22 protein-coding genes are annotated in these 19947 nt (G+C 72.3%); 11 read left to right on the top strand and 11 right to left on the bottom strand.

The genetic code is table 11. The features are described from left to right. The first annotated feature begins 56 nt into the window (after positions 1–56). Together ACQP2Y_RS17320 and ACQP2Y_RS17315 are read left to right on the top strand one after the other, a co-directional pair. The gene (locus tag ACQP2Y_RS17320; protein WP_433729393.1) at positions 57–626 is read left to right on the top strand and encodes a TetR/AcrR family transcriptional regulator; all 570 of its coding nucleotides are present in this window, start codon (positions 57–59) and stop codon (positions 624–626) included. Next, on the top strand, positions 623–1837 hold the full coding sequence (locus tag ACQP2Y_RS17315) for a GDSL-type esterase/lipase family protein (RefSeq protein ID WP_433729391.1): 1215 nt from the start codon (positions 623–625) through the stop codon (positions 1835–1837). The genes ACQP2Y_RS17320 and ACQP2Y_RS17315 overlap by 4 nt, the downstream gene beginning before the upstream one ends. 70 nt (positions 1838–1907) lie before the next feature. Here the strand turns inward: ACQP2Y_RS17315 and ACQP2Y_RS17310 are convergent, their stop codons facing one another. The 4 genes from ACQP2Y_RS17310 to ACQP2Y_RS17295 form a co-directional block, all read right to left on the bottom strand. Further along, positions 1908–2564, bottom strand: a complete 657-nt coding sequence (locus tag ACQP2Y_RS17310; RefSeq protein ID WP_433729389.1) for a response regulator — start codon at positions 2562–2564, stop codon at positions 1908–1910. 22 nt (positions 2565–2586) lie between these two features. Further along, positions 2587–4128 (bottom strand): sensor histidine kinase, encoded by a 1542-nt coding sequence (locus ACQP2Y_RS17305; RefSeq protein ID WP_433729387.1) that lies wholly within the window; start codon positions 4126–4128, stop codon positions 2587–2589. Positions 4129–4144: 16 nt separating this feature from the next. Next, entirely contained in the window at positions 4145–4396 is a 252-nt protein-coding gene (locus ACQP2Y_RS17300; protein ID WP_433729385.1) for a hypothetical protein, read from the bottom strand. 109 nt (positions 4397–4505) lie between these two features. After that, complete coding sequence (locus ACQP2Y_RS17295) at positions 4506–5126, bottom strand: LysE family translocator (RefSeq protein ID WP_433729383.1); 621 nt, start codon at positions 5124–5126, stop codon at positions 4506–4508. Between the two features lie 98 nt (positions 5127–5224). Between ACQP2Y_RS17295 and ACQP2Y_RS17290 the strand changes: the two genes are divergently transcribed. The 4 genes from ACQP2Y_RS17290 (at position 5225) to ACQP2Y_RS17275 (ending at position 9910) form a co-directional block, all read left to right on the top strand. After that, a complete protein-coding gene (locus ACQP2Y_RS17290; RefSeq protein WP_433729381.1) occupies positions 5225–6103 on the top strand; it encodes a LysR family transcriptional regulator in 879 nt (292 codons plus the stop codon). A gap of 257 nt (positions 6104–6360) precedes the next feature. After that, positions 6361–7989: a methyl-accepting chemotaxis protein gene (locus ACQP2Y_RS17285; protein WP_433729379.1), complete on the top strand. Its 1629-nt coding sequence runs from the start codon at positions 6361–6363 to the stop codon at positions 7987–7989. A gap of 227 nt (positions 7990–8216) precedes the next feature. Beyond that, complete coding sequence (locus ACQP2Y_RS17280) at positions 8217–8798, top strand: lytic polysaccharide monooxygenase auxiliary activity family 9 protein (RefSeq protein WP_433729377.1); 582 nt, start codon at positions 8217–8219, stop codon at positions 8796–8798. A gap of 128 nt (positions 8799–8926) precedes the next feature. Beyond that, complete coding sequence (locus ACQP2Y_RS17275) at positions 8927–9910, top strand: methyltransferase (RefSeq protein WP_433729375.1); 984 nt, start codon at positions 8927–8929, stop codon at positions 9908–9910. Between the two features lie 10 nt (positions 9911–9920). On the opposite strand, the gene ACQP2Y_RS17270 is transcribed toward ACQP2Y_RS17275, so the two are convergent. Continuing rightward, positions 9921–10088, bottom strand: a complete 168-nt coding sequence (locus ACQP2Y_RS17270; RefSeq protein ID WP_433729373.1) for a hypothetical protein — start codon at positions 10086–10088, stop codon at positions 9921–9923. Positions 10089–10097: 9 nt separating this feature from the next. On the opposite strand from ACQP2Y_RS17270, the gene ACQP2Y_RS17265 reads away from it, so the two are divergent. Continuing rightward, positions 10098–10784: a GTP pyrophosphokinase gene (locus ACQP2Y_RS17265; RefSeq protein ID WP_433729371.1), complete on the top strand. Its 687-nt coding sequence runs from the start codon at positions 10098–10100 to the stop codon at positions 10782–10784. A 7-nt stretch (positions 10785–10791) separates the two neighbouring features. On the opposite strand, the gene ACQP2Y_RS17260 is transcribed toward ACQP2Y_RS17265, so the two are convergent. After that, positions 10792–11763: a helix-turn-helix transcriptional regulator gene (locus ACQP2Y_RS17260; protein ID WP_433729369.1), complete on the bottom strand. Its 972-nt coding sequence runs from the start codon at positions 11761–11763 to the stop codon at positions 10792–10794. A 62-nt stretch (positions 11764–11825) separates the two neighbouring features. Between ACQP2Y_RS17260 and ACQP2Y_RS17255 the strand changes: the two genes are divergently transcribed. From ACQP2Y_RS17255 to ACQP2Y_RS17245, 3 genes are all read left to right on the top strand, one after another. Beyond that, positions 11826–12413: a DinB family protein gene (locus ACQP2Y_RS17255; RefSeq protein ID WP_433729367.1), complete on the top strand. Its 588-nt coding sequence runs from the start codon at positions 11826–11828 to the stop codon at positions 12411–12413. Next, positions 12410–12871: a VOC family protein gene (locus ACQP2Y_RS17250; protein ID WP_433729365.1), complete on the top strand. Its 462-nt coding sequence runs from the start codon at positions 12410–12412 to the stop codon at positions 12869–12871. Before ACQP2Y_RS17255 ends, ACQP2Y_RS17250 begins: the two co-directional genes overlap by 4 nt. Before the next feature lie 88 nt (positions 12872–12959). Beyond that, the gene (locus tag ACQP2Y_RS17245; protein ID WP_433729363.1) at positions 12960–14405 is read left to right on the top strand and encodes an alpha/beta hydrolase; all 1446 of its coding nucleotides are present in this window, start codon (positions 12960–12962) and stop codon (positions 14403–14405) included. Between the two features lie 51 nt (positions 14406–14456). Here ACQP2Y_RS17245 and ACQP2Y_RS17240 read toward each other — a convergent pair whose 3' ends face one another. From ACQP2Y_RS17240 to ACQP2Y_RS17225, 4 genes are all read right to left on the bottom strand, one after another. Next, a complete protein-coding gene (locus ACQP2Y_RS17240; protein WP_433729361.1) occupies positions 14457–15338 on the bottom strand; it encodes a hypothetical protein in 882 nt (293 codons plus the stop codon). 88 nt (positions 15339–15426) lie between these two features. Beyond that, on the bottom strand, positions 15427–16431 hold the full coding sequence (gene gap, locus ACQP2Y_RS17235) for a type I glyceraldehyde-3-phosphate dehydrogenase (RefSeq protein ID WP_433729359.1): 1005 nt from the start codon (positions 16429–16431) through the stop codon (positions 15427–15429). A gap of 78 nt (positions 16432–16509) precedes the next feature. Then, positions 16510–17448 carry a GlxA family transcriptional regulator gene (locus ACQP2Y_RS17230; RefSeq protein ID WP_433729357.1) on the bottom strand — a complete coding sequence of 313 codons (939 nt, stop codon included), beginning with the start codon at positions 17446–17448 and terminating at the stop codon, positions 16510–16512. Then, a complete protein-coding gene (locus tag ACQP2Y_RS17225) occupies positions 17445–18077 on the bottom strand; it encodes a TetR/AcrR family transcriptional regulator (RefSeq protein WP_433729355.1) in 633 nt (210 codons plus the stop codon). Before ACQP2Y_RS17225 ends, ACQP2Y_RS17230 begins: the two co-directional genes overlap by 4 nt. A 93-nt stretch (positions 18078–18170) precedes the next feature. Here ACQP2Y_RS17225 and ACQP2Y_RS17220 point away from each other — a divergent pair, with 93 nt between their 5' ends. Beyond that, positions 18171–19190, top strand: coding sequence for an ABC transporter permease (locus ACQP2Y_RS17220; RefSeq protein WP_433729353.1), 1020 nt, complete (start codon positions 18171–18173; stop codon positions 19188–19190). Positions 19191–19247: 57 nt separating this feature from the next. Here the strand turns inward: ACQP2Y_RS17220 and ACQP2Y_RS17215 are convergent, their stop codons facing one another. Continuing rightward, complete coding sequence (locus ACQP2Y_RS17215; RefSeq protein WP_433729351.1) at positions 19248–19946, bottom strand: hypothetical protein; 699 nt, start codon at positions 19944–19946, stop codon at positions 19248–19250. Between the last annotated feature and the right edge of the window lies 1 nt (position 19947).

The following is a 19947-nucleotide window of genomic DNA, read 5'->3' as shown; positions in this document are numbered from 1 at the left end:
CCTTGCCTAAGACCATTAGGTAAATGCATAGTGGGTTTAGGAAGAGGGGGGCGGTCGTGTCGCGAGCAGGAGTGACGCCGGAGCGTCTGGTGCGGGCCGGGGCGGATCTGGCCGACGAGGTCGGCTTCGACCAGGTCACCGTGTCCGCGCTGGCCCGGCAGTTCGACGTCAAGGTGCCGAGCCTGTATGCCCACGTCGAGGGCTCGCGCGACCTCAGGACGCGGATCGCTCTCCTCGCCCTCGACGAGCTCGCCGACCTCAGTGCGGCGGCTCTGGCCGGCCGGGCGGGCAAGGCCGCCCTGAGCGCGCTGGGCGACGTCTACCGCGACTACGCCCGCGCCCACCCCGGCCGGTATGCCGCCACGCGCATGCGGCTCGATCCGGCGACCGCGGCGGCGAGCGCCGGGCCGCGGCACGCGCAGCTGCTCCGCGCGATCCTCCGCGGCTATCAGCTGAGCGAGACGGACCAGACCCATGCCGTACGGCTGATCGGCAGCACCTTCCACGGTTACATCAGCCTGGAGCTGGCCGGCGGTTTCGACCACAGCAGCCCCGACTCGCAGCAGTCCTGGACCCGCATCATGGACGCCCTCGACTCGCTGCTGCGCAACTGGCCCGCGGAATGATCCCTACCCCTTCGACCCGAGGTGGCGTCATCAACACCTGGATCACCACACCCCTGACCGCCGAACTCGTCCGCGGCGCCGCCGAGTTGGAGCGCACCGAGCACGGCCTGCGGCCGCACCGGCTGCCGGCCTGGGCCCGGGCGCAGACCCCGGACCCGCAGCTGGCCATGGTCGAGGCGCAGCCCTCGGGCGTACGGATCGGCTTCCGCACCCGTGCCACGGCCGTCGAGCTCGACACCCTGGCCACTCGGCGCACCTACGCCGGCCTGCCGCCCCGCCCGCACGGCGTGTACGACCTGCTCGTCGACGGCCGGTTGGCCGGGCAGGGCAGCGTCCCCGGCGGCGCCACCCTGACCATCGACATGGCCACCGGCAGCACCGAGCACCGGCCGGGCCCGGTGGGCACCATGTCGTTCACCGGCCTGGCGGACACCGACAAGGACGTCGAGATCTGGCTGCCGCACAACGAGGCCACCGAGCTCGTCGCCCTGCGTACCGATGCACCGGTCTCGCCGGCCGCCCGCGGCGACCGGCCGGTGTGGCTGCACCACGGCAGCTCGATCAGCCACGGCTCCGACGCCGCGAGCCCGTCCACCACCTGGCCGGCGCTCGCCGCCGCCCGGGGCGGCGTGGAGCTGATCAACCTGGGTCTCGGCGGCAGTGCCCTGCTCGACCCGTTCACCGCGCGCACTTTGCGGGACACCCCGGCTGACCTGATCAGCGTCAAGATCGGCATCAACCTGGTGAACGCCGACCTGATGCGGCTGCGCGCGTTCATCCCGGCCGTGCACGGCTTCCTCGACACCATCCGGGAGGGTCATCCCAGCACTCCCCTGCTGGTCGCCTCGCCGATCTACTGCCCGATCCACGAGGACACCCCCGGTCCGGGGGCCTTCGACCTCGATGCCCTGCGCGAGGGTCAGGTCAAGTTCGTCGCCACCGGCGATCCGGCCGAGCGCGCCGCGGGAAAGCTGACGCTGCGGGTGATCCGCGACGAGCTGGCCCGCATCGTGGCGCAACGCGCCGCCGGCGACCCGCACCTGCATCACCTGAGCGGGCTCGACCTCTACGGCGAGGCCGACTTCGCCGAGCTGCCACTGCCGGACCGGCTGCACCCGGACGCGGCCACCCACCGCCTCATGGGCGACCGCTTCGCGAAGCTGGTGTTCGCGGGCGGCGGCGCCTTCGCGGCGGCGGCCCGCAACGCCTGACGACCGGTCGGTGCTGCTCCTCAGCCGAGCAGGCCGGCCCGCTGGCCTCACGACCGGTCGGTGCCGATCGTCAGCCGAGCAGGCCGGCCCGCTGGGCGAGCATCGCGGCGCGCACCCGGTTGTCGCAGTCCAGCTTGGCGAACACCCGGTACAGGTGGGTCTTCACCGTGCCCTCGCTGACCCACAGCCGGGCGCCGATCTCCGCGTTGGACAGCCCCTGGGCCAGCAGCACCAGCACCTCACGTTCGCGCTCGCTCAAGGTGGCGACCTTGCGGAGCTCCTCGGCCGCGGCGACGGGCGCGGCCGGCAGCCCGTCGAGCACCTGCCGGGTGACCTTCGGCGACAGGAAGGCGGCCCCGGCCGCGGCGGCCCGGATCGCCTGGGGCAACTCGTCGACGGCGGACTCCTTGAGCAGGAAGCCGGCCGCGCCCGCGCGCAACGCCTCGGCGACGTACTCGTCCTCGCCGAAGGTGGTCAGCACGACGACGCGCACCTCGGGCGCGACCCGGCGGATCTCCCGCAGCGCGGCCAGCCCGTCGAGCACGGGCATCCTGATGTCGAGCAGCGCGACGTCGGGCCGGTGCCGCACGGTGAGCTCGACCGCCGCGCGGCCGTCGGCGGCCTGGGCGACCAGTTCGACGCCGTCGGTGGTGCGCAGGATCGCGTCGATCGCGGTGCGGATGAGCCGGTCGTCGTCGGCCAGCAGGACGCGGATGAGGTCGGTCACGGAGGCTCTCGTCGTCGGGCGGTCAGGACCGTTGGTCCAGGAATTCCTGCTTGTCGACCAGTGTGCCGTCGCGGAAGCAGAACCGGTAGATCAGGTCCTGCCCGGTCACCACGGCCAGCTGCTCCAGCACGGCGGCGCGATGATCCTCGCAGGTGGCGCCGGGCACGGGCCGGCCGCCCACCGCGCCGGTGACTCCGTCGTCGTCGGGCAGCAGCGCGCGTACCTCGGTGGCGTTCTGTCCGATGTGGACGCGGTCGAAGGTGGCGCGCTGGACCGTACTCAAGGTTGTGGTGAGCCAGAGCCCGGCGACGCAGAGCGCCAGGACGCCGCCGATGGCGAGGGTCGCGGCGGCCAGCACGAACCGTGACCGCCGGCGGTCGCGGTTGACCAGATCGGCGAAGTCGGCGCGGGCGGCCGGGGGTGGCCCGGGACCTGCCGCGGCTGCGGTCCGGGGAGCCTCCGCCGGGTCCTCCGGGTACGGGAGAGTCGCCGCCAGCCGGAACCCGCCACCGGCCGTCGTACCGTGGTAGAGCATGCCGCCCGCCACCCGGACCCGTTCGGTGAGGCCGAGCAGCCCGCGCCCGGATGTCGTCCGGGCGACGCTTTGCCCCGCCGTGTTCGTCACACCCGCGATGAGCGCGTCGGACTCGTACCGCAAAGACAGCTCGATGTCGCCGCCGTGCGCGTGCCGCAGCGCGTTGGTCACGCCTTCCTGAATGACCCGGTAGGCCGCATGCTCGGTGAGCGCGGCGAGCGGCCGCTCCTCGCCCTGCCGGACGATCGTCACCCGCGAGCCGGCCGCCCGGGCGTTCGCCGCCAGCTCGTCCAGCCCGGTCAGCGAGGGCGCCGGGGACTGGCTGTCGTCCTGGCCGAGGATGCCGAGGATCTGCCGCAGCTCGGTCATGGCCGCGGCGGACGCCTCCCGCAGCAGCTGCGAGTTCTCGTCGTGCGCCAGGCCGGCGTACAGCGAGATCAGGGTCAGCTTGTGGCCGAGCGAGTCGTGCAGGTCGCGGGCGATGCGGGTGCGCTCGCGGGCCTGTGCCTGGCGGGCCGCCTCGTCCCGCTCGTCGTGCAGCTGCACGTTGCGGCGGTGCATGGCGGCCAGCAAGGTACGACGCCGGCGCACCAGCCGGCCGGCCGCAGCCGGGAAGCCCGCGAGCAGGATGAACAGGGCGGACATCAGCACGACGGTGGTCCCGTCGAGCGGCTCCTCCCACCACCACACCGCGCCCAGCAGACACGCCCAGGCCACCACCAGCCCGGCCACGAGCTGCCGCCGGTCGGCGACGCGGTAGCTGAACGACGCGCTCAACGCCACCAGCAGCAGACTGTTCTCCCCGCCGGTGCACAGCCCGATGACCGCCGCCCCCGTGTACGCGGCCAGCGGGTGCACCAGCCGCAGCACCACCAGCAGCGGAGTGCTCACCCCGACGATCCAGGGCACGGCCGGGTACACGGCGGCGACGGCCGCGGGGACTGTCACGCCGGCGGTGACCAGCACCGTCAGCAGGATCTCGTAGGTCAGTCGCCACGAACCCGTCCGGCGCAGCACGGCCAAGGTCATGGCGAGTTCCTACCACTCACCGGCGGTCCCGGGCGATCTGGTCGACGGCCTTGCTCGCCTGCAGCAGCCCGGCGCCGGTGTGCTGCCGGTAGATCCGTACGGCTGTCGCGGGGTCGTCGCGGTCGAGGGCCGTCCCGACGTCCGCCTGCATGGCCTCGACGTCGATCGGGCGGCCGGCGGCCAGCACGCGGGCGCGGCGGGTCAGGTACGCGGAGACGACCAGCATGACGATGCCGATCAGGCCGATGAACAGTGCAATCCAAGTCATGCAGAGAAGTCTGCCGATCCGATGCCGGTGCCCGCGTCTGCGGAACGACTGACGCGCACCGGAGCCGGATCAGACTTTCGTTGACTTGACGGGTGCGCTGTCCCCGGGATCAGTGGCTGGTGGTGAGCAGGCGGACGGCGACGGTGGCCAGGACCAGCCCGGTGACCTGCTCGATGCGGGCCTTGACCCGCGGGCGGCGCAGCCAGCGGCCGAGCCGGTCCACGGCGGCGACGTAGAGCCCGAACCAGCTCAGGTAGAGCCCGGCGAAGATCGCCGACAGCAGCAGGGCCTCGGCCCGCGGCGAGCCGCTGCCGGCGGTGAGGAACTGCGGCAGGAAAGTGACGAAGAACAGCGCCACCTTCGGGTTCAGCGCATTCGACAGGAAACCCTGCCGCAGGTACGCCGACCGCCGCGCCGGCACCTCCTGCGCCTGCTCGATGACCGGCGAACGCGACGACCGCGCGGCCGACCACAGCATCTGCGCCGCGAGCCACAGCAGGTACACCGCCCCGGCGATCTTCAGCACGGTGAACGCAGTCGCCGACGCGAGCAGCAACGCCGACAACCCGAGCGCGGCGGAGCCCGCGTGCACCCCCACTCCCAGCACGCCGCCGACCAGGGTCAGCACGCCACCGGCCCGGCCGCCGACCAGCGCGTTGCGAGTCATCAGGGCCTGGTCCGGGCCCGGCAGCATGATCAGCACCAGGGCCGTCATCGCGAACGTCAGCATCGCCGTCTCCTCGTTCCGTCGGTGCAATTGACGATGCCGCCGACCGATCCATACGTCCAATGCCAGTTCTGGAGCCATCCCATGACTAGAATTTATGGATGGTCACCCTGGTGCAGCTACGCGTGATCGACGCCGTCGCCCGGCTCGGATCGGTGACCGCGGCCGCCAAGGAGCTGCGCTACACCCAGCCCGCGATCAGCCATCAACTGTCCCGGCTGGAGGCTCAGCTCGGGGCCGGGCTGATGCAACGGGCCGGCCGCGGGATCCGGCTCACCCCGGCCGGCCGGCTGCTCGCGGACCGGGCAGCCGAGATCATCGGCCGGGTCGACGCGGCCACCGCGGAGCTCTCCGCCCTGGTCGGGCTGAGCACGGGACGGGTCCGGCTGGCCGGCTTCGGCTCGGTCATGAGCTCCCTGGTCCCGCAGGCGGCCACCATCCTGGCCCGGCGCCATCCCGGCCTGGAGCTCGGCCTGGCCGACACCCATCCGGAAGAGGCCCTGCACCAGCTGCGCACCGGTCAGGTCGAGGTCGCGGTCATCTTCCGGTACGACGACACCGCCCCGGAGGACGACGGCATCCGGCTGACCCACCTGCTCGACGACCCGCTCTACCTGCTCACCACCGGCGGCGGCACGACCCTCGCCGACCACGCGCGCTCGCCGTGGATCGCGGGGTGCGAACGGTGCCGCAGGCACCTGGTGGAGATGTGCGAACGCGCCGGTTTCACCCCGCGTTTGGCGTACACCACCGACGACATGGTGGTGATGCAGAGCCTGGTCGCCGCGGGCATGGGCGTCACCACGATCCCGGGACTGGCGCTGCGGGCCCACCGCCACCCGGCGATCACGGCGACCCCGCTGCCCGTACCGCTGCGCCGGATCCACGCCGCCACCTACGGCGAGCCGCCGGACCCGCCTGCCACCGCTGCGCTCGTTGCCGCCCTCACCGAGGCCGCCTCGGTCGATCCGGCCGGATAGCCGGACCCGGCCGCTCGCGCCGGACAGCCAGATCAGGCCGCCTCAGCCTGTCGCGCCGGACAGCCGGATAGCCGGATGGCCGGTCTCGCCGGACAGCCGGACCAGGCCGCCCCGGCCTGCCGCGCGGGGCGGGCGGGGTGCGTGGGCGAGCCGCCGGGCGGCACTCAGGAGTGGCGGGCGGCTGCCGAAGGGGGTGGTGAGGTTGCCGTTCGGTTGCCGCCCGCCCGGGCGGCCGGGATGTGAGGGTGAGGCCGGGGATGTCGAGTACCGACCCGACAGGTGGCCGTTCGCGTCGGCGGATGTGGGGTGACCTGCCGGTCACCGTCAAGGTCCTGTGCGCGGTGTTCGTGGCCGCGCTGGCCGCCGCGGTGGCCGGCGGCCTCGGGATCGTCAAACTCGCCGCGATCGACGAGGAGGGCGGCGGCATCTACGAGCGCAACCTGCTGCCCGTCGCCGCGCTGGCCGACATCGATGGTGCCGTGAACGAGTTCCGGGCGACCGTCCTGCAGCATGTGGTCGCCGCCAACGCCGCCGACAAGCAGCAGAGCGAACAGGGCCTGACCGCGTTCCGCGCGGAGATCGGCGAGCTGTGGCAGAGCTACACCGCCGAGGCCGGCACCCCGCAGGAGCAGACCGCCCGGCAGCAGTTCGAGGCCGCGCTGGCCGCCATGTACGAGGTCGCCGACGCCGGGCTGCTGCCGCTGAGCCGTGATCTCAAGGTCGCCGAGGCCGCCCGGGCGGAGAAGGAGAGCTTCGACCCGGCGTTCGACAAGGTCAGCGAGGCGCTGACGGCGCTCGACGACGCCGAGACGGCCCAGGCCACCGCCGCGGCCGCCGCGGCGGAGTCGACGTTCCGCAACGCCCGGACCATGCTGATCGTCGTGCTCGCGGCCGGGATCCTGCTGGCCGTCGCGGCCGGCATGTTCGTGGCCCGCTCGATCAGCCGGCCGCTGGGGCGGGTCGTGAACACGCTGCAGCAGGTGCAGCAGGGCGATCTCACCGCGGTGGCCGACGTCGACAGCCGCGACGAGGTGGGCCGGCTCGGCGCCGCGCTGAACGCCACCACCTCCTCGCTACGGGAGATCATCGGCGGCCGGATGTCCCAGACCGCCGTCAGCCTCGCCGCCGCCGCGGAGGAGCTGTCCGCGGTCAGCACCCAGTTGCAGTCCGGTGCCTCCGACGTGGCGGCGCGGGCCACCTCGGCCACCCAGGCCAGCGAAGAGGTCAACGCCGGGGTGCAGACGATGGCCGCCGGCGCCGAGCAGATGAACGCGTCGATCACCGAGATCGCCGCCAACGCCGGCCAGGCCGCGCAGGTGGCCCAGGAAGGCCGCAGCGTCGCCGAGCGCACCACCGCCCAGGTGGCCGAGCTGGGCACGGCCAGCGCCGAGATCGGCGACGTGGTCCGGCTGATCACCAGCATCGCCGAGCAGACCAACCTGCTGGCGCTCAACGCCACCATCGAGGCCGCCCGGGCCGGGGAGCTCGGCAAGGGTTTCGCGGTGGTCGCCGGCGAGGTCAAGGAGCTGGCCCAGCAGACCGCCAAGGCCACCGAGGAGATCACCGGCCGGATCAGCAACATCCAGGCCTCCAGCGGGTCCGCGGCCGCCGCCATCGGGGAGATCACCGAGGTCATCACCCAGATCGGCGACTACACCACCACGATCGCCTCCGCGGTGGAGGAGCAGACCGCCACCACCCAGGAGATGAGCCGCTCGGTGGCCGAGGCGGCGACCAGCAGCAGCGACGTCGCCCGTACCGTCTCCGGGGTGGCCGATGTCGCGTCCTCCACCGCCGACGGCGCCCGGACCACGCAGCAGGCCGCGACGGATCTGACCCGCCTGGCCAGCGAGCTGACCAGCATCGTGGGCAGCTTCCGGCACTGAGCCCCGACTGCCGTCAACTCATCACACAATCCCACCAATACTGACCAATCATTGAAATTCATCTTGCTCGATGTCATACTTGGGAGCGCTCCCATATGGAACCTCACGTCGATGAACGGAGATGATCCATGAGTTCCCCCCAGCTCGGGCAATCCGGCAGGCGATCCTCCCCAGCCGTCCGCCAGCCTCTCCGGGCACTCGTCCTGCTCCTCGCCATCATGGCCGGCATGCTGCCCTGGGCCGGCGCGGCGCAGGCCCACGGCACGATCGTCGACCCGGCGTCCCGGGCCTACCAGTGCTGGCAGTCCTGGGGCACCCACCACACCGACCCGGCCATGCAGCAGCAGGACCCCATGTGCTGGCAGGCCTTCCAGGCCAATTCCGACACCATGTGGAACTGGATGAGCGCGCTGCGGGACGGCCTCGGCGGGCAGTACCAGGCCCGTACGCCCGACGGCCAGCTGTGCAGCAATGGCCTCACCAGGAACAACAGCCTGAACACGCCCGGGGCCTGGAAGCAGACCCGGGTTAGCAACAACTTCACGGTCAAGCTGTACGACCAGGCCAGCCACGGCGCCGACTTCTTCCGCGTCTACGTGAGCAAGAACGGGTTCAACCCGGCCACCCAGAGCCTCGGGTGGGGCAACCTCGACTTCATCACGCAGACCGGACGGTACGCCCCGGCGCAGAACATCACGTTCAACATCTCGACCTCCGGCTACACCGGACACCACGTCCTGTTCGTCATCTGGCAGGCCTCGCACCTCGACCAGGCCTACATGTGGTGCAGTGACGTGAACTTCGGCTGATCAGCAGCACCGCACCACTCCGGCCCGGGACGCCACCGTCCCGGGCCGGATTCTGTCCCGCGCGAAGCGGCCCCACGGAATCCCATCGATGGGCGACAATGTGGACCGGAACGCGAGGAGGTGCCGCGATGTCCCGAGTGTTCGAGTCGCCGGACGGTCCGCCCGGCCCGGCGCGCATCATCGACCTGTACTGCGGCTACATGATCTCCCAGACGTTGTTCGCGGCCGTGGAGACCGGCCTGTTCACCGCGGCCGGGCCCGAGCCCGCCACCCCGGCCCAGCTGGCCGAACGCTGCGACATCCCGGAACGCAGCGCGCGGGCGATGGCCGACCTGCTCGCCGACGCCGGCCTGCTGGAGCGTGACGGAGCCGCCTTCCGCACAGCGCCGGACGCCGAGGCGTTCCTCACCGGACGCGGGCCGGCCGACCTGCGGCCGATGGCCCGCTACTGGGCGACGGTGAGCTATCCGGCCTGGGGCAACGCGATCGAGGCGTTCCGCAGCCGGCGCGGCGTGCGGCCGGTGCTCGACGAGGCCCAGACCGAGGCGTACGAGTCGACGGTCGCGCTCGTCACCGCCGAGACCGCGGCCGACCTGGCCCGCACGTACGACTTCGGCCGGCACCGGCGGTTGCTCGACGTGGGCGGCGGCTACGGCACGTTCGCGCGGCCGATTCTGTCCGCGTACGAGAATCTGAGCGTCACCCTGATCGACCTGCCCGAGGTGGCCGCGGCGGTCGCCGGTCAGGCGATCCCCCGCCTGACCGCGATCGGCGCCGACATCTTCGAGTCGCCGTTGCCACCCGGGCACGACGTCATCCTGGTCGCGAACCTCGTGCACCTGCTGCCCCCGGACCGGATCACCGAGCTGTTCCGGCGCCTGCGCGCTGCCGCCGCACCCGAGGCCACGCTGCTGCTCGTCGACTGGTGGCGCACCGACCAGGCACCGCACCCGTCGGCCCGCTTCGGCGCCGGCGAGTTCCTCATCATCAGCGGCGGTGACCTCTACCAGGTCGACGAGGTGGTCGGCTGGCTGACCGAGACCGGCTGGAAATGCACAGGTCTCACCGAGCTGCCGCCGCCGTCCGGTGTGCTGGTGGCCGTCCCGGACTGAACGCCCTCTTTCACAGGTCCTTGGCCATGTTGCTGCTCGTCTCGACGAAGCCGACAACGTACCCAGTGGCCCCCCGCACCCACGCCGGCAGCGCCGGCGGTCCATACCGCGGCTGGTGTACGGCGGCCGGGGTGAAAGCCTGCCGCTGGTGGATGTGCCGGGACGCGGCCGCGGGCAACCATGAAGCATGATCGAGGCAGACCAGCTCACCCAGCGACCGGTGCGGCGCGAGCCGCGGGCCAATCCCTTCGAGCGGGGTGCCGAGCTGGGCACCGCGGTGGGTGACCTCACCGCGTTCATGATGACCTACAAGTTCGGCCTCGACGAGGTGCTCACCAAGATCGGCATCCTGCGGGAGGAGTTCACCTTCACGCACGATTTCAATCCCATCGAGCACGTCAAGTCGCGGCTCAAGTCGCCGGGCAGCATCGCCGAGAAGGTGCTGCGCAAGGGGTACGGCCCGGAGCCCGCGAGCATCCGTGAGCACCTGCTCGACATCGCCGGGGTGCGGATCACCTGCAGTTTCATCTCCGACGTCTACAGCGTCGCGGACATGCTCACCCGTCAGCCCGATGTGAAGGTTCTCCGGACCCGGGACTACATCCGGCACCCGAAGCCCAACGGCTACCAGAGCCTGCACCTGATCCTCGAGATCCCGGTGTTCCTCTCCGACCGGGTCGAGCTGGTCCCGGTCGAGGTGCAGATCCGGACCGCGGCGATGGACTTCTGGGCCGGGCTGGAACACAAGATCCACTACAAGTACCGCGGTGACATCCCGGCCGGCCTGGTCGAGGAGCTGCATGAGGCCGCGACGGTGGCCGGCAACCTCGACAAGAAGATGGAACGGCTCCGCGGCGAGCTGGGGCAGCACTGATCGAGGGCTACTCCGCGGCTGCGGCGGCGGAGAGCAGGCGTTCGGCCAGCGCGCGGCAGCGTCCCACGAGCTCCGGTGGGTCGAGCACCTCGAAGTCGTGGCCCAGCAGGACCATGTGCATGAGGACGTAGTCCAGGCTCCCGGCCCCGCTGAGCACCTCGCAGCGCTTGCTCCCGCGCGGCCGGACCACGGCCGCGGACGCCGGGACCTGCGCGCGGACGGTGTCGGCCGGCGCGTGCACCAGAAACCGGGCCTGGTGCTGGTAGACCCGGCTCGCCACGCCCTCCTGCACGTGCGTCGCCGCGTCGGGGGCCGGGCGCGGGCGGAAGTGCCAGGTGCGGGCGGCCACCTCGGTCATCCGGTCGGCGCGGAAGCTGCGCCAGTCGTCGCGGTCCAGGTCGTAGGCGAACAGGTACCAGCGGCGGTCCGAGGCGACCAGGCGGTACGGCTCGACGCGTCGCCGGCGTACCTCGTTGCCGGACGGGTAGCCGAAGCCGGCCTCGACCTGGTCGCGGCAGGCCCGGGCCAGCGTCATGAGCACGTCCGGGTCGACCGGGGTACGGCCACCGCCGAAGGACTCCACCGAGCCGGCGAGCGCGCGGACGTCGTGCCGCAGCCGCAGGGGCAGCACCTGGTCGAGCTTGGTCAGCGCCCGCAGTGCGGCTTCCCCGGCCCCGGCGACCTCACCGCCCGCACCGGCGAGCAGGGAGACGGCGGTGGCGATGGCCTCCTCGTCGTCGAGCAGCAGTGGCGGCAGGTGCTGTCCGGGGCCGAGCTGGTAGCCGCCGCCGACGCCCTGGCTGGCGTGCACGGGATAGCCCAGCGTGCGGAGCCGTTCGACGTCGCGGCGCACCGTGCGCGGGGTGACCCCGAGGCGGTCGGCGAGTTCGGGGCCGGTCCACACCTGGCGCTGTTGCAGCAGGCCGAGCAGGGTGAGCACGCGTTCGGTCGTGCCGCGCTCGCCGCCCATCGGATCCATGGCCCCACTTTGTCAGAGATAGCGGACCGATACTGTCCGCCATGGGTGGCAGGGTGGGTGGCATGGAACCAGACGAACTCGACTGGAACTCGACGTTGCGGGGGCAGTGGGAGCACCACTGGGAGCATCAGCTCCGCGCCCGGCTCGACGGCCTCACCGACGACGAGTATTTCTGGTCTCCGGTAGCGAACGCCTGGAGCGTGCGGCCCCGCGGCAGCTCGACGGCGCCCGTGCAGGTCGGCGCCGGGGCTTTCACGATCGACTACGCGTTCCCGGAGCCGGTGCCCGCCGCGTTCACCACGATCGCCTGGCGGCTCGGTCATGTCATCGTCGGCGTGCTGGCCGCCCGCAACGCTGCGCACTTCGGCGCGCCGCCCGCGTCGTACGAGTCCTGGGAGTACGCCGGCGACGCGCGCACCGCACTCGACCAGCTCGAGACCCAGCTCGGCGTCTGGCTGACCGGTGTCCGCGAGCTCGGCGAGACCGGGCTGCGGACCAAGGTCGGCGCGAAGGAGCCGTACCCGGAGGCGAGCATGGCCGACCTGGTGCTGCACATCCACCGCGAGCTGATCCACCATCTGTCCGAGGTCTGCCTGCTGCGCGACCTGTATCTGCACACGACCACCACCGAGAACGGAGCTACCCGATGAGCCGCGAGATCCAGGTGACCTTCGACGCCCACGACCCGGCGGCGCTGTCGTCCTTCTGGCGCGACGCGCTCGGCTACGTCCACCCCGGCCCGCCCGGCGTCGAGCTGCCCGAGGGCGCCGACCCGCTCGCGGCCTGGGAGGAGTTCCTCGAGCGCGTCGGCGTGCCGAAGGAGGAGCGCAACACGCGGTCGGCCATCGAGGACCCGCAGGGGCGCGGGCCGCGGCTGTTCTTCCAGCAGGTGCCCGAGGACAAGGTCGCCAAGAACCGCGTCCATCTGGACGTCCGGGCCGCCCCGGGTCTGCAGGGCGAGGAGCGGATGACGGCGTTGGAGGCCGAGTGCGACCGGCTCGTCGCGCTCGGCGCCCGGCGGGTGAGCCGCTCCGAGCCCGAGCCCCCGATGAGTTTCGGCTTCATCGTGATGGCCGATCCCGAGGGCAACGAGTTCTGCCTCGACTGAGGACGGTTCAGGGCCGTCTCAGGGTGTTCCCGGATACCGACCACTGTCGACACGCGTCGATGCTGTGGGTCCATCGAAGGGAAGTGCGATGACCCGCAGCATCACCGTACGAGCCGTGGCCGGCACCGTCGCCGCCGCCCTGGCCGCCGCGTTCGCGCTCGCTCCACCGGCCGCCGCCGGGCGGCCGGCACCGGCGCTCGCCTGGCAGACCTGCCCGGACGACATCAAGGAGGTGCCGCTCAAGCCGGACGATCCGGTACGGTGCGCGACGCTGCGCCTGCCGGTCGACTGGGCGCAGCCGCACGGGGCGACGTTCGACCTGTGGGTGGCCCGCCGCCCGGCCCGTAAGGCCGAGCAGCGGGTCGGCACTCTCGTGTTCGGCCCCGGCGGGCCGGGCGACTCGGGCGTGAGCCGGATCCGTCAGGGCAACCGGTTCAGCCAGGAGATCCTCGACAAGTTCGACACCGTGAGCTTCGACCCGCGCGGCGTGGCCCGCAGCGGTGCACCGAGCTGCGTTCCCGACCCCGCTGCCCCCAAGCCGCCGATGCTGCTGAACAGCCAACGCGACTTCGACACGTTGACCGCCTACAACCGGGCGCTGTGGGACGCCTGCCGCCCGACCAGCCCGGTGTTCGACCACGCGGACACGCTCAGCACCGTTCGCGACCTGGAGGCCCTGCGCCGAGCGCTGGGCGAGCCGAAGCTGACCTTCCACGGCAGCTCGTACGGCACCCTGCTCGGCGCGCAGTACGCCGAGCGGTATCCCGGCCGGGTCCGGGCCGTCGTGCTGGAGAGCGTGTTCGACCACAGCCTCGGCGTACGGGAATTCGTGCGTACCTCGGCGATCGCGGCGCAGGACTCGTTCGACGAATTCGTCGCGTGGTGCGACGCGAGCACCGCTTGCGTGCTGCACGGCAAGGACGTACGCGGAATCTGGGCCGACGTGCTGGCCCGGGCCGACCGCGACGAGTACGCGCCGTACACCAGCTTCGACATCGCCGCGATCCCGGTCGGCGCCCTGGCCCGCCCGGACTGGCCCGGCTTCGCCGGGGCGGTGCAGTCGCTGGCCGCCGGCACCCCGGTGCCGGCCGCCATCCCGCCGATCAGCACCGCCGTGTTCTGCAACGACTGGCCGGTGCCGCTCCGCGACTATGACGAGTACGCCGATCTGGTCAGGGCGGCCCGGACCGTGGCACCCGACGTGCGCTACGGCGCGGGCCTGCTCGCCGTGGGGACGTGCCTGGGCTGGCCGACGCCGGTCCGCAACCCGATCCACGTGCCGCGGGTCCACACCAGGACGCCGCTGCTGCTGCTCAACGCCCGGCACGATCCGCGCACCGGCTACGAATGGGCCACCCACGTCGCCGCGCAGCTGGGCCGGCACGGCCGGCTGGTCACCTACGAGGGCTGGGGCCACGGCGCGTACCGGACGACGCCGTGCACCGGGGCGGTGGTCGACCGGTATCTGATCGACCTCGTGGTGCCGCCCCGAGGCGCCACGTGCGCCGCACCCCCGTTGGTCCCCGCGCCCTAGCTACGACCGGGTGGTCCCGTCCCCGTCGGACAGGACCACCCGGCCGGCCGGTCAGCTCACCGGGACGACGCGGACCTCGGTGCCCGCGCCGGTGCCCTCGATGACGGCGGTGCCGGTCGCGTCCGGGGCCGCGTCGACCCGCACGGTCGGGTCGACTCCCGGCTGGCCCCACGGCGACGCCCAGACCAGCGACACCTGACGGGTCTCCCCCGCGGCCAGCGGCGCGAGCAGGCAGGCCGGGACCTCCGGTCCGGCCAGCACCGACACGCAGTCGGTCCAGGCCTGCGTCTCCTCACTCGGGGTGAAGAAACGCACCACCGGGTACGGCACCGGCTCGGCACTGATGTTGGTCACCGTGACCCCCACGGTGCCGCGCCACACGCCGTCGGCCTCCTGGGCGAGCCGCAGCTCGGTGGCCGTGATGTCGAAGGTGCCGGTGAGCGGCGCGAACGACACCCGCCAGCTGGTCCTGGCCGCGGTACGCGGAACCGGCGCCCCACCGACCTCACGGGCGACCTCGACCTTGACCGGCACCGTGGCGCCCGGGCCGCGGTCGCTGGTCAGCCAGCCGAGCTCGAAGTCCCGGGTCTCGCCCGGCGCCAGCGGGTACGCCCAACAGCGGAACGTCCCCCCGCTCAGCTGGGCCTGCGGGCACCCGTTCAGGGCGCCGTGGTCGATGTTGAGCAGGCTTGAGTAGGGCAGGGTGAGCAGAGGCGCCGGGATGGTGTCGTTGCTGCGGTTGGTGATGCTCACCGTGTTGGTGCCGGTGCGCACGCCGGAGAGGTCCGGCTGGCCGTAGACCAGGTCGGTGGCGGTGATCGCCAGCGGCGCGGTGCGGGCGGCCGGTGCGGCCACGGCCGCGCTCACGCCGGTCAGCGCGGTAGTCGCGCCGAGGAAAGCCGCCACGAGCGTGCGACGGATGCTGCTGTTCATCTGAACTTCCTCTCGTCCCCCGTGGGACCGCCGGAGCGGTCCACAAAGGAGGAAGTGTAGGAAGGTGCCGCAAGCCTGAGCCGCAGGACTAGCGCGACGCCCCGGCCATCAGCTCAAGCGTGTCGATGACGCGGTTGGCGAAACCCCACTCGTTGTCGTACCAGGCCACCACCTTGACGTGCCGGCCGTCCACGCGGGTCAAAGCGGCGTCGAAGACCGCCGAGGCCGGATTGCCGGTGATGTCGCTGGAGACCAGCGGGTCGTCGGTGTACTCCAGGACACCGTGCAGCGCGCCGCCGGCCGCGGCCCGGTACGCCGCCAGCACCTCGTTGCGGCTCACCGCCCGCTCGACCGTGGTGTTGAGCTCCACCAGCGAGCCCACCGGCACCGGCACCCGGATCGAGTCGCCGGTGAGCTTGCCGTCCAGTCGGGGCAGAACCTTGCCGATCGCCTTGGCGGCACCGGTCGTCGTTGGGGCGATGTTCACCGCCGCCGCCCGGGCCCGGCGCAGATCGCGGTGCGGCCCGTCCTGCAGGTTCTGCTCCTGCGTGTACGCGTGCACGGTCGTCATGAAGCCGTGCTCGATGACGGCCAGGTCGTCCAGCACCGAGGCCAGCGGGGCCAGCGCGTTGGTGGTGCAGGACGCGTTGGAGACGATCAGGTGCCGATCCGGGTCGTACGCACCGGTGTTCACGCCGAAGGCGAGGGTGACGTCGGCCCCGTCGGAGGGCGCGCTCACCAGCACCCGGCGCGCGCCGGCGTCGAGGTGGGCCCGGGCCGCCTTGGCCGCGGTGAAACGGCCGGTGGACTCCAGCACGATGTCGACGTCGAGGTCGGCCCAGGGCAGGGCGGCCGGGTCGCGTTCGGCGTGCAACCGGATGCGGTGGCCGTCGACCGTGAGATCGGCGCCGTCGAGCTCGACCGGGCGGCCGAGGCGTCCCAGCGCGCTGTCGTACTTGAGCAGGTGGGCGAGGGTCTCCGGGGCGGCGAGATCGTTGATCGCCACCACCTCGAGCTTGCTGTCGCGCTGCAGCAGGGCCCGCAGGGTGTTGCGTCCGATGCGTCCGAAGCCATTGACGGCGATGCGAGTCATGGCTTCATCGTCGGGGACCCGCCGGTGCGGGCGACAGTGGCTGGGGAGCCACCATGCGCAAGGATCTCGCCATCAAGATCAGGAAGAGAACGTGTTGCGGTACTCCGTCGGGGAGGTGCCGAGGATGCGCTGGAAGTGCAGGCGCAGGTTGGCGGCGGTGCCGAGACCGACCCGGGCGGCGATCTGCTCCACGCCGAGGCCGGTGACCTCGAGCAGTTCGCGGGCGAGGTCGACGCGGGCCCGCAGCACCCACTGCATCGGCGTGTAGCCGGTGTCCTCCACGAACCGCCGGGAGAAGGTGCGCGCCGACACCCGGGCGTTGCGGGCCAGCGCTTCCAGGGTGAGCGGCTCGTCCAGCCGGGCCAGCGCCCACTCGCGGGTGCCGGCGAAGACGTCGCCGAGCGGTTCGGGGACGCTGCGGGGCACGTACTGGGCCTGGCCGCCGCTGCGGTACGGCGCCGCGACCAGCCGCCGGGCCACAATGTTGGACAGTCCGACCCCGTGGTCGCGGCGTACCAGGTGCAGGCACAGGTCGATGCCGGACGCCGCGCCGGCCGAGGTCAGCACGTCACCCTCGTCCACGAACAGCACGTTCTCGTCGACCCGTACCTGGGGGTGCTTCTCCGCGAGGGCCCGCGTGTAGTGCCAGTGGGTGGTCGCCCGTTTGCCGTCCAGCAGGCCGGTCGCCGCGAGCGCGAACGCGCCCGTGGAGATCGCCGCGAGCCGGGTGCCGCGCCGGTGGGCGGCCTGCAGCGCCGCGACGACCGCGGCCGGCGGTTCGGTGGTGGCGGGCTGCCGATAGCCCGGGATGAAGATCGTGTCCGCGTGCGCGAAGGCGTCGATCCCCTCGGCCACGTGGTACGACAGCCCGTCCCCGCCGGCCACCGGTCCGGGCGCGGCCCCGCACACGAACACCTGGTACGGCATCGTCGGCCGGTTGGCGAACACCTGCGCGGGGATGCCGACGTCGAGCGGCTTGGCGCCCTCCAGCACGAGCACCACGACCCGATGATTCATGAGGCCACGACGACACCGGGCGTGGCCGCGGCCAGCAGGGCCCGCACGCCGGCGAGGTAGCCGGCGGTGTCGGTGCCCTTGACCAGGAGACGTTGCAGCACGAAGCCCTGCACCAGGCTCAGCATGGCGGCGCCCACCTGCTGCGGCACCGCGTCGGCGGCCAGGTGACCCGCGGCCTGCCAGCGGCGGGCGACCTCGGCGAAGTGCCCCCGCAGCCGCTCGTACACCGAGTTCGCGCGGGCGGCCAGCTCGGGGTTGCGCAGCGCCTCGGCCCAGACCTGCACCCCGATCCGGGTGATGTCCGCGCCGATGGCCGGGTTGTCGGCTATCTGGCCGCTGATCGCTTCCAGGATCGCGGTCAGGGCGCGGTCGGGTGACGGCGTGGCGCCGTCGGCGAGCAGGTCGCCGAACACCTCGTCGGCGGCCGACAGCGCCTGCTCCGCCACGGCCCCGATGAGCTCTTCCTTGCTCCGGAAGTACCGGTAGACCGCGCCGGCCGACAACCCGGACGCGCCGATGATGTCGGCCATCGACGTGTTGTGGAAGCCGTTGGTGGCGAAGAGCCGGGCCGCCGCGACGAGGATCTCGGCGCGGCGGTTGGTGCGGTACTGCTCGGAGACGCGAGGCATGAGCCGACAGTAAAGCGAACGTTCATTCTTGACAAGGCGGCGCCCCGCGCGCACCATAAAAAAGCGAACAACCGTTCTCTTTAAGGAGTAGTCATGGCCACGCAGTCACCGTGGACGCGAGTGGTCAGGGCGGTCGCCCTGCTGACCTTCATCATCAGCGTGCTGCTGACCGCCTTCGCCTGGCCGTCGGTGCGGTCGTCGGTGCACGACGTCCCCATCGCCGTCGTCGGGCCCAGCGCCGCCGCCGGCCAGGTCAGCGCCGCCCTCGACCAACGCCTCCCAGACGCGTTCGAGATCACCCGGGTTGACACCACGGCCGCCGCCGAACGGCTGATCCGCGACCGTGAGGTCTACGGCGCCATCGACGTCAGCACCGGCACCCCGCAGGTGATCACCGCCTCCGCCGCGAGCGCCCCGGTCGCCCAGACCCTGCAGGGCATCGCCACCGCGCTCGCCCAGGCCCAGGCTCAGGGACAGACCCCCGCGGTGGCCGTCCGCGACATCGTCGCGCTGCCCGCCGACGACCCACGCGGTGCCGGACTGACCTCCGGCGCGCTGCCGCTGGTCATCGGCGGCCTGCTCGCCGCGGCCCTGCTCACCAGCCTGGTACGGGGCACCGGCCGCCGGGTCATCGGCGCGCTCGCCTTCGCGGTCACCGGCGGCCTCGCCATGGCGGCGATCCTGCAGTTCTGGCTCGGCTCCCTGGACGGCGCCTACCTGGCCAACGCGGGCGCCATCGGCCTGACCATCGCGGCCACCGCCTTGACGGTCCTCGGCCTGGAGTCGCTGCTCGGTGCGGCCGGGCTGGGTCTCGGCGCCGCCACCATGATGCTCGTCGGCAACCCGCTCTCCGGCACCGCGACCGCCCCGGAGATGCTGCCCGGCTGGTCCGGCGCCCTCGGTCAGTTGCTCCCGCCGGGCGCCGGCAGCCAGCTGCTGCGCTCGACCGCCTTCTTCGACGGCCACAGCGCCACCCGGCCTGTCGTCGTGCTGGCGGCCTGGGTCACCCTCGGCGTCGCGCTGTGCCTGATCAGCGGCGTGCGTGCCCGCCGTACCAGCGGCCCGGCGATCAGCGACGCAGCGGCACAGCCGAAGGTGACCGCGACAGTGTGAGACACCGGACCGGGCCGGCGGTTGCCGACCCGGTCGGTGCTCATGCCGTACGGGATGTCAGTCGCTCTCGTTCTTCGCCTTGACCCCCGCGGCGCGCTCGATGGCCTCCCGGTGGACGTGCAGCCCGGCGCCGAGCTCGAGGATCTGCTCGCGGCTCAGCGGGACGTCGACCTGGACGGTGGCGTACACCTCGGGCGACACCGACATGACGAGCTGCCGGGTCGGGCCGACCGAGTGCAGGACGGACTCGTGGCCGGCCACGGTGAGCTTCTCGCCGGTCAGCTCGCCGCGGTATTCCTTGGTCTCCAGGTAGATACCGATCTTGCCGGTCAGGTCCCGCGGGTCGTACATCGGGTCCTGCGAGGGGTCGACGCCGGGGCCGGGGTGCTGGACCGCGACGGGCGCGATGGTCAGGCCGCCCTCGTCGTCGTTCTGGATGAAGAAGCCGTCAGGTGCCTTGTCGACGGTGAAGTTCCGGGGCTGCGGGCCGCGGTAGTCGACCAGGGCGAGCCGGCCGGCTGAGGTCTCGGCGACGGCCGGCGCCCGGACCGGTACGGCATCCGGTGCGGTCCCGGCGTTCACGAAGGTGAAGGCGGCGGCCAGCGCGGCGACGCCGAACGCGGACCCGGCAACGGCCTGGACGGTACGGCGGCGGCGCACGGCACGGCGGCCACGCTCGAGGTCGGCCGCGATGTCCTGCGCCGAGGCCGGGTCGACCGGTCCGCCGAAGGACTCCAGCCTGGTGTGCAGATCCATG

The sequence above is a fragment of the Actinoplanes sp. CA-051413 genome, from assembly GCF_050955795.1.
Lineage (GTDB): Bacteria > Actinomycetota > Actinomycetes > Mycobacteriales > Micromonosporaceae > Actinoplanes.
Note: the sequence above shows the minus strand (reverse complement) of the source record. Positions and strands in the feature narration are given on the sequence as shown.